Consider the following 14387-nt stretch of genomic DNA (forward strand, 5'->3'; position numbering starts at 1 on the left):
CACTGACAGCCGTACAAGGAATCACTCGTCTAGTGGTGATGTTCCGGGACGTCGGCGACGCCCGACACGCCTGCAACAGCGGTTGAACGAAGAGGGTGCCTTCTGGTTCCGGTGGGGATGCGAAGTCTGCACCGAAGTTCCAGGAGGCCCTCGTGCCCCGCCGTAGCTCCCCCTGACCCCGACCGGGCGCCTGCGGCTCGCCCGCCGCATCGTTAGGGACGGATGGACCTGCCGCCAGGCCGCCGAACGCTTCGCCGTCGCCCCCAGGACCGCCTGCAAACGGGCCCGCCGCTATCGGAGCCGGGGCGAGGCCGGCATGGCCGCCCCCTCCTGCTTTCCGGGATCACAGCGGCCTTGCGGTGGACATGACACCGCCGGCGCCTTCTACGGACCCGACCCGAGACGCGCTGGGGCCTGACCCGGGAAGCACGTCCCGGACCCGCCCCGGGAGCCACGCCCGCCCCTCGGGCCGGTGTCCGTGGGGCGTGCCACGGGCCGCGGGCAATACCCTGGGATACCGAAGCCTGCGGCCGCCGGTGCCCCCGGCGGCTCCGGGCCGGTGCTCCCAGTGGAAACCTAGTGGGGATCATGAGCGAACTTCCCTTGCGTGCCCAGCTCGCGTCCGTCCTGGGCAAAAGCGCGGCGTCGCTGTCCCGGGCCACCGGCCGCGGCGACGGCTCGGTCATCGGCGGGCGCGTGGCCCTCAAGGTCGAGCCCGACCTGCTCGGCAAGCTCGCCCGGGGCCGGAGGCTGACGCTGGTCAGCGCCACCAACGGCAAGACCACCACGACGCGGCTGATCGCCGCGGCGCTGCGCGAGCTCGGCGACATCGCCACCAACGAGCAGGGCGCCAACATGCCCACCGGGCACATCACCGCCCTGGCCAACAGCCCCGACGCGCGCAACGGCGTGCTGGAGGTCGACGAGAAGTACCTCCCGCAGGTGATCAGGGCGACCAACCCGGCGGTCACCGTGCTGATGAACCTCAGCCGGGACCAGATGGACCGCGCCTCGGAGATCAACCTGCTGGCCAAGAAGTGGCGGGACGCGCTGCGCACCAGCGAGACCCACGTGGTGGCCAACGCCGACGACCCGCTGGTCGCCTGGGCGGGCCTGGGCGCGCGGCACGCCACCTGGGTGTCGGCCGGGCAGCGCTGGAAGGAGGACTCCTGGTGCTGCCCCGAGTGCGGCGGCCACCTCAAGCGCGACCCCGACCCCCACTGGGAGTGCCCCGAGTGCGGGCTCGCCCGCCCCGACGCCTCCTGGGCGGTGGACAACGACGACGACGTCGTCGTGGACCCCAACGGCGTCCGCTTCGGCATGCGGCTGAACCTGCCGGGCGACGCCAACCGCTCCAACGCGGCCGTCGCCATGGCGGTCGGCGCCGCCTACGGCATCCACCCCAAGCAGTCGCTGCCGCGCCTGCGCGAGATCCACTCGGTGGCCGGGCGGTACACCTCGGTCGTCACCCACGGCACCGAGGTGCGGCTGCTTCTGGCCAAGAACCCGGCCGGGTGGCTGGAGTCGTTCGCGGTGCTCGGCCCGCCCGACGTCCCGGTGCTGCTGTCGGTCAACGCCCAGGTCCCCGACGGCAAGGACACCTCCTGGCTGTGGGACGTGGACTACACCGTGCTGGCCGACCGGAGGGTGTTCGTCCTCGGCGAGCGCCGCACCGACCTGGCGCTGCGGCTGGAGACCGACGGGGTGCCCTTCGAGGTCGCCGACCGGGTGGACGACGTGGTCGCGCGGCTCAAGGCCGAGCGCCCCGACCTGCCCAAGGTCGACGTCATCGCCAACTACACGGCCTTCCAGCAGATCCGCGCGGCCTACGGCCGCGTCCAGTAGGCGACGAGGACAGGTGAGATGACCGACACGAGCAGCGCCCTGCGCATCGTCTGGATCTACCCGGACCTGCTCAGCACCTACGGCGACCAGGGCAACGTGCTGGTCCTCAAGCGCCGCGCCGAGCTGCGGGGCATCCCCACCGAGACGGTGCGGGTGCTCTCCAGCGACCCGGTGCCCGAGCAGGGCGACGTGTACCTGCTCGGCGGCGGCGAGGACCGCCCGCAGATCCTGGCCGCCCAGCGGCTGCGCTCCGACGGCGGGCTGAAGCGCGCCGCCGAGGCGGGCGCCGCGGTGCTCGCGGTGTGCGCCGGGTACCAGATCGTCGGCGAGAGCTTCGGCGACGACGACGACAACCCGCTGCCGGGGGTGGGCATCCTCGACGTGCGCAGCGGCCGGGGGGAGACCCGCGCGGTCGGCGAGATCGTCGCCGACGTGGACCCGGCGCTGGGGGCCGGACGGATCACCGGCTTCGAGAACCACCAGGGCCGCACGGCGGTGGGCGCGTCGGCGCGGCCGCTGTCGACCACGGTGGCGGGCATCGGCAACGGCAGCGGCACCGAGGGCGCCGTCCAGGGGCAGGTGGTCGGCACCTACCTGCACGGCCCGGCCCTGCCGCGCAACCCCGCCCTGGCCGACATGCTGCTGAGCTGGCGGGTGGGCGAGCTGGCCCCGCTGCCCCCGGCCTGGGGCGAGCGCCTGCACGAGGAGCGCTTGGCGGCCGCGCTGCAGTAGGGGGGTTCTGTTCGTGAGTGTGGACAGCGTTCGTCGATGGGATTCGACAGCGCCTCCGTTCGTCGCAGGGTCGTGTCGATGAGTCCTGACAGCGCCGCGTGCGACGGGGCGCACCTAGCCCTTCCCCGGCAGTCGCTCCCATCGCCGTCTGCGAAGCCGCGGGTCGAGGCGGAGCGCCCGCGGCGAAGCGGGGACGGGCGGACACGCGCTCTCACTTCTCGCAGGCACACCTACTAGGACGCGCAAGCACCGCGTACACGACAAGGGCGGGGCCGACCGGCCCCGCCCTTGTCATGCGCGCCGGGGTCAGTCCAGTTCGAGCAGCAGCAACAGCCCCGCCAGCAGGGCCACCGCCGCCGGGAGGACCGTGTACCCCAGCGCCTCGCGGTTGCGGTCGGCGCGCACCAGCTCCCGGTGGGTGCGGGTGGACAGGGGGAGCGGGGNTCGCAGGGTCGTGTCGATGAGTCCTGACAGCGCCGCGTGCGACGGGGCGCACCTAGCCCTTCCCCGGCAGTCGCTCCCATCGCCGTCTGCGAAGCCGCGGGTCGAGGCGGAGCGCCCGCGGCGAAGCGGGGACGGGCGGACACGCGCTCTCACTTCTCGCAGGCACACCTACTAGGACGCGCAAGCACCGCGTACACGACAAGGGCGGGGCCGACCGGCCCCGCCCTTGTCATGCGCGCCGGGGTCAGTCCAGTTCGAGCAGCAGCAACAGCCCCGCCAGCAGGGCCACCGCCGCCGGGAGGACCGTGTACCCCAGCGCCTCGCGGTTGCGGTCGGCGCGCACCAGCTCCCGGTGGGTGCGGGTGGACAGGGTGAGCGGGGTCTGCGGCGACGACGCCAGGTGCACCTCGCCGTCCTGCCCGCGCACCGGGGCCCCGCGCACGAACAGGGTCTGGCCGGGCAGCACCGCCCACTCCCGGTAGGTCACCCCGGGGGTGAGCCCGCTGGGGGCGGCGGCGTCCAGCGTCGCCGTCGCCGACGGCGGCCGTGTGGGCACGTCCTCGCACCCGTGCGCGGCCGCCGACGGCACGAACCGGTCGTAGTGCGGCTCGGCGTCCTCCACGTCGGCCCCGGAGGGCACGCAGTGCAGGGAGCCGCGGCCGTCGCGGAGCCCGAACCCGGCCTCCGACTGCTCCAGCAGCAGCCGGTCGGGCTGCAGCCGGTCCCCGGCCGTCGTGCGGTAGTGGTGGTGCACCGCCTCGATCCGGTACCACACGCACGGCGTCCCGGAGTAGGGCGCCGTCAGCGGCCCGTCCGGCCCCGGCTCGGCGGTGGCGGTCACCTCCACCGCCGGGGGCGGGTCCGTCAGGTTCCGCAGCTCCTCGGTGGTCAGCAGCGGGGTGTTCTGCAGTCTGATGCGGTGCCGTCGGGCCTTGAGCGCCCGCAGCAGCAGATAGGCGCCGAGCCCGATCAGGGCCAGAGCGATCAGGTGCAGGGTCGCCGCGATTGAGTCCACCGTCGCCTCCGTGGGCAGGTCCAGGTCGCACGGCCCGTCGGCGATGGCGGGCCCACACCCATGCGTATACCCGCGGCGCGTGAAGAGGCAATGACCGTCGGTGTACAGGTTTCGCTAAGACGGCGGAAGGGTAGGGAGGCGCCCTTTCCTATCGCGGTGAGCGGCGCAGGCCGATGTTCGCGTTCGCCCCGGTGTCCGGCGGGACCACCACCTCCTGGGCGGCGGCGACCCCGTCCACGGTGAACTCGGCGTCCACCGGCACGTTCCGCTTCACCATGCCCAGCGCGACCGGCCCGAGCTCGTGGTGGCGGGCCGAGGTGCCGACGAACCCCACCGATCGGCCGTCCAGCTCCACGGCGGCGCCGCGCGCGGGCAGCCGCTCTGCGGTGCCGTCCAAGTGGAGCATGACCAGGCGGCGCGGAGGGCGCCCCAGGTTGTGCACGCGGGCCACCGTCTCCTGGCCGGGGTAGCACCCCTTGTCCAGGTGGACCGCGCCGCCGACCCAGCCCGCCTCGTGCGGGATGGTCCGCTCGTCGGTGTCCAGGCCCTGGCGCGGGCGGTGGGCGGCGATGCGGGCGGCCTCGTAGGCCCACAGCCCGGCCGGGCGGGCCCCGGCGTCCGTCAGGGCGGCGGCCGCCGCCGACAGCGCCTCCCGCTCCACCAGCACGTCGGTCTCGTCGTCGGCGCGGCGCACCGGGGCGTCCCCGAGCGCGCCGCCCGCGGCCTCGAGGGCGGCGTCCCGGCCGGGGCCGGTGAGGGTGAGCACGGCCCGCCCCTCGGTCACGTCCTCCACCTCGACGCGCATCATGAAGCGCATCCGGTGCAGGAAGCCGGCCAGGTCCGCGCCCTGGCCGGGCTCGGTGTGCAGCCACACCGCCGCGCCGTCCTCCAGCACCGCCATGTGGTGCCGGATGCGGCCGTTGGCGTCCATCAGCAGGGCCTCGGAGGCCGTCCCCGGGGCCATGCCCTCCATCGCCTGGCTGGTGAGGCTGTGCAGCAGGGTCAGCCGGTCCGGGCCCGACACGCGCACGACCGCGCGGTCGGAGCGGTCGGTCCAGGCGCAGGCGCGCTCCATGGCGCGGCCCTCCTGGACGGGTTCGCCGTAGTGCGCGGCGACGTCGGCGTCGGGGGCTTCGGCGGGGACCGCCCCGGGGCGGGCCAGCAGCGGAGAGCTCATACCCCTGAGCCTATGCGCTCGCGCCCGATCCGGCCGTTCCGGCTCCGGCCGCGTCCGGCTCCTCCGCCGCGCAGTCCCGGCACAGCCCGTAGACGGTCAGGTGGCGCGCGTCGGCCCGGAAGCCGGACGCGGCGGCCAGGCCGCGCACCAGGCCGTCGGCGAGCTCCAGCGGGGCGTCGGAGGCGGTGCCGCAGCCCCGGCACACCACGTGCAGGTGGTCGGCGTCCTCGGTGAGGTGGTAGGAGGGCGCGCCGTGCCCCAGGTGGGTGTGGGTGACCAGGCCGACCCGCTCCAGCAGGTCCAGGGTGCGGTAGACGGTCGAGGTGTTCAGCCCTTCGGCGGTCTCGCGCACGCGGTTGCCGATGGCCTCGGGGGTGGCGTGCTCCAGCTCGCGCACCGCCTCCAGCACCAGCTGCCGCTGGGGCGTGACGCGGTAGCCGCGGGAGCGGAGCTCTTCCCGCCAGGTGCGGTGGGACATGTCACCGAGTCTACGGCTCCGCGGGGGCGCGGGGACGTAGAGGCGGGAGGGGCGGGACGGGCCGCTGAAAAAACCCTTTGCCCCTCCGTGAACCCCGGACGTAGTGTCGGTCCCACGCGAGAAAGGAGGTGGTCCTGAAGATGGTTTCTCTTAGGACTTGCGAGGTGGCCGCCCGCTAGGGCGTCCGTTGGCTCGGATCGCCACTGGCGAATCCAAAGCGGACCACCGAGGCCCCTGGGAGGCCGGACATTGTCCAGCCGGCCCCGCCGCGAGGCGGAGGAACCCCGGGGGCCTTTTCACGTCCTCCTACCGGCCGGGACGGCGCCGCGCCCCCCGCGGCCGGCGCGGGCGGGTCATTCCTTCGCGCCGCCCGCCTGCTTGAGCTGGGCGGACATGTACGAGCGCAGGTCGTGCCCCTGGGCGGCCATGTCCCACGCGTAGCCGAGGATCTCCCGGTCGTCCCCGAAGAGTCCGTAGAGGCGGTGCCCCGCGGTCACCTCCAGGCCGGTCTCGGTGCGCAGCACCGCGTCAGTGGACATCTCCACGCGGTTGGCGAACACGTTGCCCAGGTAGACCTCGTTGAAGCCCTCCGGGTGCGCGATCAGCGCCTCCACGTGGACCGGCGGCACGTCCTCGCCCGCGCCCTCGGGGCGCTCGGTGCCCGGCGGGCGCGCCCGCCAGTAGCCGCTCTCGGAGGTGACGTACTCGCCGAGCGTGCCGTCCGGGTTCATCCGCCAGGCCTGCGCGCTGTAGGCCAGGAACGGGCCGCCCTCGTAGGAGAACTCGACCCGCTGGCCGAACTGGAACTCCTCGGTGCCCTCGTAGCCTGCGACGCCCACGCCCTCCCAGCGGCCGATCAGGAAGGACAGCTTTTCGAGATCGGGGTGTAGATCGGGCTGCATAATGTCCGAGAGTAGCGGCGCCGGAGCGGTGCCCCGGTCACCTCGGCCCCGGGCGCGCCCCTTCCCCCGGCGCCGGGGAGGGCTATGGGGCGCCCCACAGCGGCTCCCGGGGCGCGGCCGCGCCCGGAGCTGGTAAAGAAGAGGGGCACGACAGCGGGACGACGAGCGGAGGACGGGGACCTGACGATGGTGGTGATCGGGGCGGTCCTCATCGCCGCCGCGGCGGTTCTGGCCGTCCTGGCGGTGCGGGCCGTGCGCCGGTACGCGGACCAGCGGGGGATCGAGCGGGTCCGCCCGCGCGCGTTGGCGGCGATGCAGGGCCGGACCGTGTCCCTCACCGGGGAGGCGGTGGCCGGTCCCGACGGCGCGGCCGAATCGCGCCTGGCCCGGCTGCCCTGCGTCTGGCACGGGCACGAGGTGCTGCGGCACTACTGGCCGGTGGAGTCCGACCCGGGGGCCGGGGACGGCGACCGGCGTGCCGACTCCATCGCCGAGTACGCCTGCGAGGAGCCGTTCGCCCTGGTCGCCCCGGGTGAGGAGGGCGCGGGCGCGCCGGTGCTGGTGGACACCGCCGGGGCCGAGGTCGTCGGTGCGGACCTGGCGCTGCAGCGGGTCGTCGGCCGCCCGGAGAAGGGCGTGAAGGCGCCCGCGGACGACCTGCTGCCCCGGGTCAAGGGGCGCATCTGGGGGCTGTTCCGCGGCGAGACCATCGAGTTCGAGTACCGCGAGTGGGTGCTGCGGCCCGGGGACGCGGTGGCGGTGTCCGGGCGGGTGGAGCTGCGCGGCGGCCGCCCCGTGGTCGCCGCCCCGCCGGACGGGCGGGTGCGCATCGAGCGGCTGGGCGCGGCGTCCGGCGGTCCGCGGGCCGCACGGTGCCGCCGCCAGGCGCTGCTGCTCGGCGGCGGCACACTGGCCTCGGGCTTCGCCGGGCTGCTGATGGTCCTCGGCGCGGTCTGACGGCCCCCGCCGCTAGGGTGGCCCCCATGACGCGGACGATGGTGATCAAGGTCACGGCGGGCGAAGAGGCCGCCGAACGGTGCAACCAGGGGTTCACGGTGGCCGCGGCGGCGGCCGCGGCGGGGGTGCGGGTCTCGCTCTGGCTGACCGGGGAGGCCGCATGGCTCGCGGTCCCGGGCCGTGCGGAGGCGTTCGACCTGCCGCACGCCGCCCCGCTGGCCGACCTGCTGGAGGGCGTGCTGGCGGCCGGGACGGTGACCGTGTGCACCCAGTGCGCGGCCCGGCGGGACCTGACCGAGGACGACCTGCGCCCGGGGGTGCGCATCGCGGGGGCCCCCACCTTCGTCGAGGAGGCCGTCGCCGAGGGCGCCCAGGCGCTCGTGTACTGAGCCGCCCGCGAGGCACTGAACCGCCCGTGGAACGACGGGGCCCGCCGTGCGGGGCACGGCGGGCCGGGCGGTCCTCAGGCGGGCGCTCCTACTTCCCCTGGTTCTTCACGGCCTCGATGGCATCCTTGGCGGCCTCGGGGTCGAGGTACTCGCCGCCGGCCTTGCGCGGGGTGAAGTCGTCGTTCAGCTCGTACACCAGCGGAATGCCGGTGGGGATGTTCAGCCCGGCGATGGCCTCATCGGAGACCCCGTCCAGGTGCTTGACCAGCGCCCGCAGCGAGTTGCCGTGCGCCGCCACCAGCACCGTGCCCCCGGCGGCCAGCTCCGGCACGATCGCGTCGTACCAGTACGGCAGCATCCGGTCCACCACGTCGGCCAGGCACTCGGTGCGCGGCATCAGCTCCGGCGGCAGGTCGGCGTAGCGGGGGTCGCCGTGCTGGGAGTAGGGGTCGCCGTCGTCGATCGGCGGCGGGGGCGTGTCGTAGGAGCGGCGCCAGACCATGAACTGCTCTTCGCCGTACTCCTCGCGCGTCTGCGCCTTGTTCTTGCCCTGGAGGGCCCCGTAGTGGCGCTCGTTCAGCCGCCAGCTCCGCTCCACGGGGAGCCAGTGCAGGTCCGCGGCGTCGAGCGCGATGTTCGCGGTGCGGATCGCCCGCTTGAGGACCGAGGTGTGCACCACCTTCGGACGGATGCCCGCCTCGGCGAGGAGCTCGCCGCCCTTGCGGGCCTCGGCCTCACCGGTCGGGGAAAGGTCGACGTCCACCCAGCCGGTGAACAGTCCTTCGGCATTCCAGACACTCTCGCCGTGTCGCAGCAGAACCAGCTTGCCCATGCCGCCAGCCTAGCGAGTCGCCGGGCCGGTCGGCCCGTCGCCGTTCACGGAGGCCCCCGCCCCCTCCCCGGAGACCAGGTGCCGGAAGGCCTCCAGGTTCTTCAGGCTGTGCCCACCCTTGACGCGCCAGGCCCACTCCTTGCGGATGGACGTGGCGAAGCCCAGCTCCAGCGCCGTGTTGAAGTTCTCGTCGGAGTAGGTGAGCACGCACCCCAGCAGCCGGTCCACCTCGTCGGGGGTGATCGCCGACAGCGGCAGGCGCCCGGTGATGTAGACGTCCCCGGCCTCGTCGGCCGAGAACGCCATCCCGTAGGTGTCCTCGTTGCGCTGCAGCAGCCACCGGTAGAAGCCGTCGGCGTTCTCGTCGGGGCGGCGGCAGAAGAACGACTTGACCAGCAGGCTGTGCGCGCCCACGTCCAGCCAGACCAGCGTCTTGAGCTTGCGCCTGCCGGGCAGCGTGACCAGGAAGGCGCCCGGCCGCGGCCGCTCGCACTCCAGCTCGGCCTCGCGCACCGCGGCGTCGACGGCCTCGGCGGCCGCCGCCCGGGTTCTGCTCGGGGTGTCCATGCCCTCCATGGTGCCCGCCCCCGCGTGCGCCCCGGTCATCCGGCCCTCGCCTCGGCCGCGGCGCCCGCCCCGGCCGGGCCCGCTGCCGCCGCGGCGGCAGCCGCCCGNAGCAGGCCGTCGGCCGTGGCCGACCAGCTCAGCCCGGCGGCGTGCGCCACCCCGGCCTCGCCCATCGCCGCGCGCAGCCCCGGGCGGTCGGCCAGCGCCTGCAGCGCCCGCGCGTAGTCCTCGGGGTCGTGCCCGTCGATGAGCACCCCGGAGGCGCCGTCGGCCACCGCGGTGGGCAGTCCGCCCACCCGGGCCGCCACCACCGGGGTGCCGCAGGCCTGCGACTCCACCGCGACCAGCCCGAAGGACTCCGAGTAGGAGGGGACCACGGTGGCCGTGGCCGCCCGGTAGAACTCGGCCAGCTCGGGGCGGCCGCGCGGCGGCTCCAGCCGGACCGCGTCGGCGATGCCCAGCGAGCGGGCCAGGTCGGCCAGGCGGCGCGGCTCGGCGGTGCCGCTGCCGGACAGGCCGCCGACCACCGCCACCACCAGGCGGCGGCGCAGCGAGGGGTCGCGCTCCAGCAGCCGGGCGGCGGCGCGCAGCAGCACGTCGGGGGCCTTGAGCCGCTGCACCCGGCCGACGAACAGCAGCAGCACGGCGTCGGCGGGCAGGCCCAGGCGGCGCAGGGCGGCGGCGCGGTCCCCCGGGGTGAACACGTCCAGGTCCACACCGGGCGGAACGACCGCCACCCGGCCCGGGTCGGCGCCGTAGTGCTCGGTGAGCTGCCCGGCCTCGTCCCCGGTGTTGGCCACGAGCAGGTCCGCGTGGCGGGCGAGCTGGTCCTCGCCGCGTACCCGCAGCTCCGGCTCGGGGGCGTCGCCGTCGGCCAGCGACAGGTTCTTGACCCGGGCCAGGGTGTGCATGGACTGCACCAGCGGAACCCCCCACCGGTGGGCGACGGCCAGCCCGGCGCGGCCGGAGAGCCAGTAGTGGCCGTGCACCGCGTCGTAGTGGCCCATGCCCTGCCCGGCCTCGGCCCGCAGCACCCCGAAGGTGAACGGGCACAGGTGCCGGGCCAGGTCGAGCTTGTCGAGCGGGCCGAAGGGCCCGGCGGCCACGTGCCGCACGGACGCGCCCGGCGCCAGGTGCGCCACGGGAGGCAGGCCGGGCCGGGTGGCGCGGGTGAACACGTCCACCTGGACGCCGCGCTCGGCCAGCCGCTTGGCGACCTCGACGATGTAGACGTTCATGCCCCCGGCATCGCCGGTGCCGGGCTGGTCGAGAGGTGAGGTGTGCATGCTCAGCATGGCCACGCGCATGCGGCCGCCGGTGTCGGCGCGGGCCGGGGCGCCCGGTCTGTCCGGCTCCACTGTCCTGTCGTCCCCCTTCTCCATGCGGCACCGGCGGTGCCGCGCCCCGCCGGTGCGGGCCCTTCCGCACAACAGGGCGGGCCGGTGCGGTGTTCCCATGATGGACAGGGAGCGGGTGCGGACGGGCACGCGGGGTCGGGGGACGGGCGGTGCGGGGCCCGGGGCGGGAGGCGGGCGCGGGGCGCCGGAGCCCTCAGTCCCCGGGAGCGGGGGCGGCCCGGCCCGCCCAGCCCTCTGTGAGGAAGTCCACGGCCTGCGGGAAGGTGGGCAGCCAGGCGTCGTAGGTGTGGCCGCCCTCGGGGAAGAGCGTCTCCACCGCCATGCCGCGCTCTTCGAGGAGGCCGGAGAAGCGCTCGGCCTCGCCGTGGATACTGCCCTCCTGGAGCGGGGTGCGGTCCTGCTCGCCCTCGACCAGCATGAAGCGGATGTCCTGCACCTCGGGGTCGTCCAGCAGCCGGTCCGGCGCGTGCTCCTCGGCCCGGTCGCCGAAGGTGCCGCTGGGGTCGTCGACCTTGAAGTACCCGGCCCAGCTCACGGCCTGGGAGTACAGGTCCGGGTGGCGCAGCGGGAGCGCGGCTGCCCCGTAGCCGCCCATGGAGAACCCGCCGATGGCGCGCAGCTCGCGCGGGCGGCGCAGGTCGCCCTCGACGGCCTCGACCGCCTTGCGGGTCACGAACGTCTCGATCCGGTAGTCGTCGTCGACCGCGTCGCCCCACTCGGTGTCGGCGCCCCCGGCCTCCTGCCCGAAGGGCGCGGCGATGACGAACTCGATCCCGGCGCGGCACATCTGCTCGTCCATCGCGGGGCCGATGCCGGCGTCCTTGAGGTCGGTGTGGGTGCCGGTGGAGCCGTGCAGCAGGTACAGCACCGGCAGGTCGGCGCTGTCCGGGCCGGGCGGGCGGCGCACCCAGATGGGGCGGCCCTCCTCGGGGGCGGCGGGGTCGGGCACCCGGACGATCTCGTCGGTGCCGGGCTCGTCGCAGACCGCCACCGACCCGGGGCGCGGGTGGACGGCGGCGCCGTCCGGCGCGGGGGCGGGTGCGGCGGCCCCGGCCGCCGTCCGGGCGTCCTGCGCGGGGACCGGGCCCTGCCCGCCCTGAACGGCGGCGAGCATGGCGGCGGTCGCCACCACGAGGGAAGAGGCCGCGAGCGCGGTCGCTCTGCGGGACAGCGAGCTGAACACAACCGCGATCCTAGGGCCCACACGGCGAAGTGCGGGCAGGGCGCGGCAAGCCGCGTGCGAAATGTCGGTACATGTGACGACCGGGGCTCCGGTGGCCGACGCGCCGCCGGGGTCCGCGATCCCCTGGGACGAACGGTGAGGCGTGCCTTACCGGGGGGTGCCACGCAGGGTAGTACTACCCGCCGTAGACTCAACGGTATGAATCGGCTCGGCGACCTTGAACGCGCGGTTATGGAGGTACTGTGGCAGCGGAGCGAAGCCATGACGGTACGCGAGGTGGGGCGCGCTCTGGCTGAGCGGGACCTGGCCCACACGACCGTCATGACGGTCCTGGACCGCCTGGCGAAGAAGGGGGTCGTGGACCGCGCCCGGGAGGGCCGCGCGTGGCGCTACCGCCCGGCCGCCAGCCGGGAGGACTACGTCTCGGAACTGATGTTCGACGCGCTCGGCCAGACCGGGGACCGCGACGCGGCGCTCGCCGCCTTCGTGCGCTCGATGAGCGACAAGGAGGCCGAGGCCCTGCGCCGCGCACTCGAGGGAAACGACGAGCAGAGGACGTAGCCCGATGGTCAGTGCCGCACTCCTCTCCGCGATCGCGGTCGGCTGCCTGGCAGCCGCGGCACGACTCCGGCGGTCCCAGTGGCCCTTCCGCGGCCCCTACGTCGCGGTCATCGCCTGGCAGGCGCTCGGCCTGGCCTGGGGCGTGTCCACCATCGGCGCGCTGCTCGCGTTCGGCCTGGCCCCCTACGGGCGGGGCGTCACCGGCGGGCTCGCGGCCCTGGCCGCCGACGCCGCCGCGCACGGGCTGTCCCTCACGGCCACCGCCGCCAGCCCGTTCGGTCCGGCCCAGGTCGCGGCGGTCCTGCTGGCCTTCGGGCTGACCCTGCTGCTCTTCTGCTGCCTGGTGGCCTCCTTCGTGCAGGTCGTGCGGACCCGCCGCCGCCACCGGGCGCTGCTGCACCTGGTGGGCCGGGACGACCCGGCCCTGCCCGGCGCGCGCATCCTGGACCACCCCGCGGCCGCCGCCTACTGCCTGCCCGGCGTTCTGCGCTCGGAGGTGGTGATCAGCGCCGGGGCCCTGGAGGTGCTGGACTCCGAGGAGCTGGCCGCGGTCATCGCGCACGAGCACGCCCACCTGCGCCAGCGCCACGACCTGGTGCTGCTGCCCTTCTCCTCGCTCAAACGCGCCTTCCCCCGGCTGGGGACGATGCGCGAGTACTACCGCACCGTCTCGCTGCTGATCGAGATGTGCGCCGACGACCAGGCCCGCCGCGAGCGCTCCGCCCGGGAGCTGGCCACCGCGCTGATGCGGTTCGGCGAGCGCGGCGCCACCGCCCCCGCCGGGGCGCTGGCCGCCACCGCCGACCACACCGACGTGCTCGCCCGGGTGCGCCGCCTGCTCCAGCCGGGCCGGGGGCTGACCCGCGTGCAGAGCGCCGCCGTGCTCGGCTCGGCCGCGCTGCTGATGGCCACCACGCTGTCCCTGTGGCACCTGCCCATGTGAGCCGTCCCGCCCCGTGCGGGGCGCCCCGCCGTGTGACGTGTGCCGCGGCCGCGCCGGGCACGATCGCGGCGGCCCCGCCGTTTACCCTGAGACGAGCAGGACGCGACCAAGACGGGCGGGGACACCAATGGTGCTGATGGGCTACCTGTACCAGGTCATCTACATCGCCATCTTCGTGACGACGCTGTACGCCCTGATCGAGGCCCTGCGCACGCCCGCGGAGGCCTACACGGCCATGGACAAGCAGACCAAGACCATCTGGGTGGCGATCCTGGGCGTGGGCACCGGGCTGTCGCTGCTGGCGGCGCTGGGCACCGGCGGATTCTTGACCTTCCTATCCCTGGTCGCCGCCCTGATCTTCATCCTCGACGTCCGCCCCGCCGTGCGCGGCGTCGGGCGCGGCGGCGGGAACGGGCCCTACGGTCCCTGGTAGCAGCAGCGCGGCCGCGTCCTGCACGGCCGCGGCGTAGGCCGGGTCGCGCACGTAGAACGAGTGCCCGAGGATCTGCGGGTACAGCGCCTCACCGGCCGGGATGTCGTACTCGCGCGGATCGGGCAGCGGCCGGTCGTCGGGCAGGGTGCGCCCGCCCGCCGGGGCGGTGTGCACCGGCCCGCCGATCGGGTCGGTGGTCCGCCACAGGTTGCGCCACCGGGCCACCCGCGCCGCGGCGTCGGCCAGCGCCGCCGGGCCGAAGTAGGCGGGGAAGTAGCGGGTGTACAGGCGGTACAGCGGGGACCCGTGCGTCACCACGGCCACCGCGGTGCGCACGTGCGGCGGGAGCTGCCACACCGTGGCCGCCGCCAGCACCGACCCCTGGGAGTGCCCGGAGAGCACGACCCCCTGCCCGCCCTCGGCCGCGGCGGTCACCCGAGCCACCAGTTGGGGCACCGTCCGCTCGGCGTAGGAGGGCGGCGCCAGCGGGTGCGCCACGCGGGGCCAGAACGTGCCGATATCCCACAGCACGCCGACCGCCTGGCGGGCGGGGCGCCGCCGGTAGGGGCCG

Annotated in this window: 16 protein-coding genes and 1 pseudogene; 8 read left to right on the plus strand and 9 right to left on the minus strand. The window is 75.0% G+C overall.

Annotation, left to right across the window (positions count from 1 at the left end; all coding sequences use genetic code 11):
• Window positions 1-172 precede the first annotated feature (172 nt).
• The 3 genes from D476_RS39625 (at window position 173) to D476_RS0106240 (ending at window position 2577) form a co-directional block, all read left to right on the plus strand.
• Window positions 173-418: a leucine zipper domain-containing protein gene (locus D476_RS39625; RefSeq protein WP_083939425.1), complete on the plus strand. Its 246-nt coding sequence runs from the start codon at window positions 173-175 to the stop codon at window positions 416-418.
• 170 nt (window positions 419-588) lie between these two features.
• Window positions 589-1845, plus strand: a complete 1257-nt coding sequence (locus D476_RS0106235) for a MurT ligase domain-containing protein (protein ID WP_026123289.1) — start codon at window positions 589-591, stop codon at window positions 1843-1845.
• 18 nt (window positions 1846-1863) lie between these two features.
• Complete coding sequence (locus D476_RS0106240) at window positions 1864-2577, plus strand: type 1 glutamine amidotransferase (protein ID WP_017623105.1); 714 nt, start codon at window positions 1864-1866, stop codon at window positions 2575-2577.
• Between the two features lie 688 nt (window positions 2578-3265).
• Here D476_RS0106240 and D476_RS0106250 read toward each other — a convergent pair.
• From D476_RS0106250 to D476_RS0106265, 4 genes are all read right to left on the minus strand, one after another.
• Window positions 3266-4036 (minus strand): GIDE domain-containing protein, encoded by a 771-nt coding sequence (locus tag D476_RS0106250; protein ID WP_017623107.1) that lies wholly within the window; start codon window positions 4034-4036, stop codon window positions 3266-3268.
• 148 nt (window positions 4037-4184) lie between these two features.
• Window positions 4185-5213, minus strand: coding sequence for a CAF17-like 4Fe-4S cluster assembly/insertion protein YgfZ (gene ygfZ, locus D476_RS0106255; protein WP_017623108.1), 1029 nt, complete (start codon window positions 5211-5213; stop codon window positions 4185-4187).
• A gap of 10 nt (window positions 5214-5223) precedes the next feature.
• On the minus strand, window positions 5224-5691 hold the full coding sequence (locus tag D476_RS0106260; RefSeq protein ID WP_017623109.1) for a Fur family transcriptional regulator: 468 nt from the start codon (window positions 5689-5691) through the stop codon (window positions 5224-5226).
• 353 nt (window positions 5692-6044) lie between these two features.
• Window positions 6045-6593, minus strand: coding sequence for a nitrobindin family protein (locus D476_RS0106265; RefSeq protein ID WP_017623110.1), 549 nt, complete (start codon window positions 6591-6593; stop codon window positions 6045-6047).
• A gap of 186 nt (window positions 6594-6779) precedes the next feature.
• Here D476_RS0106265 and D476_RS0106270 point away from each other — a divergent pair, with 186 nt between their 5' ends.
• Together D476_RS0106270 and D476_RS0106275 are read left to right on the plus strand one after the other, a co-directional pair.
• Window positions 6780-7550 (plus strand): GIDE domain-containing protein, encoded by a 771-nt coding sequence (locus D476_RS0106270; protein ID WP_017623111.1) that lies wholly within the window; start codon window positions 6780-6782, stop codon window positions 7548-7550.
• Between the two features lie 26 nt (window positions 7551-7576).
• The gene (locus tag D476_RS0106275; protein WP_017623112.1) at window positions 7577-7939 is read left to right on the plus strand and encodes a DsrE family protein; all 363 of its coding nucleotides are present in this window, start codon (window positions 7577-7579) and stop codon (window positions 7937-7939) included.
• A gap of 88 nt (window positions 7940-8027) precedes the next feature.
• Here D476_RS0106275 and D476_RS0106280 read toward each other — a convergent pair whose 3' ends face one another.
• The 4 genes from D476_RS0106280 to D476_RS0106295 all read right to left on the minus strand — a co-directional run bounded on the left by D476_RS0106280 (window position 8028) and on the right by D476_RS0106295 (window position 11879).
• A complete protein-coding gene (locus tag D476_RS0106280; protein ID WP_017623113.1) occupies window positions 8028-8771 on the minus strand; it encodes a phosphoglyceromutase in 744 nt (247 codons plus the stop codon).
• A 9-nt stretch (window positions 8772-8780) separates the two neighbouring features.
• Complete coding sequence (locus tag D476_RS0106285) at window positions 8781-9377, minus strand: YbjN domain-containing protein (protein WP_017623114.1); 597 nt, start codon at window positions 9375-9377, stop codon at window positions 8781-8783.
• The gene (gene mshA / locus D476_RS0106290) at window positions 9374-10645 is read right to left on the minus strand and encodes a D-inositol-3-phosphate glycosyltransferase (protein ID WP_192826358.1); all 1272 of its coding nucleotides are present in this window, start codon (window positions 10643-10645) and stop codon (window positions 9374-9376) included. Before mshA ends, D476_RS0106285 begins: the two co-directional genes overlap by 4 nt.
• Before the next feature lie 244 nt (window positions 10646-10889).
• Window positions 10890-11879: an alpha/beta hydrolase gene (locus D476_RS0106295; protein WP_017623116.1), complete on the minus strand. Its 990-nt coding sequence runs from the start codon at window positions 11877-11879 to the stop codon at window positions 10890-10892.
• A 198-nt stretch (window positions 11880-12077) separates the two neighbouring features.
• Between D476_RS0106295 and D476_RS0106300 the strand changes: the two genes are divergently transcribed.
• From D476_RS0106300 to D476_RS0106310, 3 genes are all read left to right on the plus strand, one after another.
• Window positions 12078-12440 carry a BlaI/MecI/CopY family transcriptional regulator gene (locus D476_RS0106300; RefSeq protein WP_083939426.1) on the plus strand — a complete coding sequence of 121 codons (363 nt, stop codon included), beginning with the start codon at window positions 12078-12080 and terminating at the stop codon, window positions 12438-12440.
• A 4-nt stretch (window positions 12441-12444) separates the two neighbouring features.
• Window positions 12445-13383, plus strand: coding sequence for a M56 family metallopeptidase (locus D476_RS0106305; RefSeq protein WP_017623118.1), 939 nt, complete (start codon window positions 12445-12447; stop codon window positions 13381-13383).
• Window positions 13384-13510: 127 nt separating this feature from the next.
• Window positions 13511-13816, plus strand: a complete 306-nt coding sequence (locus D476_RS0106310) for a DUF2516 family protein (RefSeq protein ID WP_017623119.1) — start codon at window positions 13511-13513, stop codon at window positions 13814-13816.
• Here D476_RS0106310 and D476_RS32320 read toward each other — a convergent pair.
• A pseudogene (locus D476_RS32320) lies at window positions 13718-14387 on the minus strand (hypothetical protein); the annotation flags it as partial. The gene D476_RS0106310 and the pseudogene D476_RS32320 sit on opposite strands and share 99 nt — an antisense overlap.

The organism is Nocardiopsis chromatogenes YIM 90109, from assembly GCF_000341185.1.
In the GTDB taxonomy this organism is placed as follows: domain Bacteria; phylum Actinomycetota; class Actinomycetes; order Streptosporangiales; family Streptosporangiaceae; genus Nocardiopsis_A; species Nocardiopsis_A chromatogenes.

Excerpts from the sequence above, each read along its gene's own strand:
- D476_RS0106280 (WP_017623113.1), bottom strand. The coding sequence starts at position 8,771 with ATGGGCAAGCTGGTTCTGCTGCGACACGGCGAGAGTGTCTGGAATGCC.
- D476_RS0106275 (WP_017623112.1), top strand. The coding sequence starts at position 7,577 with ATGACGCGGACGATGGTGATCAAGGTCACGGCGGGCGAAGAGGCCGCC.
- D476_RS0106235 (WP_026123289.1), top strand. The coding sequence starts at position 589 with ATGAGCGAACTTCCCTTGCGTGCCCAGCTCGCGTCCGTCCTGGGCAAA.
- D476_RS0106270 (WP_017623111.1), top strand. The coding sequence starts at position 6,780 with ATGGTGGTGATCGGGGCGGTCCTCATCGCCGCCGCGGCGGTTCTGGCC.
- ygfZ (WP_017623108.1), bottom strand. The coding sequence starts at position 5,213 with ATGAGCTCTCCGCTGCTGGCCCGCCCCGGGGCGGTCCCCGCCGAAGCC.
- D476_RS0106305 (WP_017623118.1), top strand. The coding sequence starts at position 12,445 with ATGGTCAGTGCCGCACTCCTCTCCGCGATCGCGGTCGGCTGCCTGGCA.
- D476_RS0106260 (WP_017623109.1), bottom strand. The coding sequence starts at position 5,691 with ATGTCCCACCGCACCTGGCGGGAAGAGCTCCGCTCCCGCGGCTACCGC.
- D476_RS0106240 (WP_017623105.1), top strand. The coding sequence starts at position 1,864 with ATGACCGACACGAGCAGCGCCCTGCGCATCGTCTGGATCTACCCGGAC.
- D476_RS0106300 (WP_083939426.1), top strand. The coding sequence starts at position 12,078 with ATGAATCGGCTCGGCGACCTTGAACGCGCGGTTATGGAGGTACTGTGG.
- D476_RS0106265 (WP_017623110.1), bottom strand. The coding sequence starts at position 6,593 with ATGCAGCCCGATCTACACCCCGATCTCGAAAAGCTGTCCTTCCTGATC.
- D476_RS0106285 (WP_017623114.1), bottom strand. The coding sequence starts at position 9,377 with ATGACCGGGGCGCACGCGGGGGCGGGCACCATGGAGGGCATGGACACC.
- D476_RS0106310 (WP_017623119.1), top strand. The coding sequence starts at position 13,511 with ATGGTGCTGATGGGCTACCTGTACCAGGTCATCTACATCGCCATCTTC.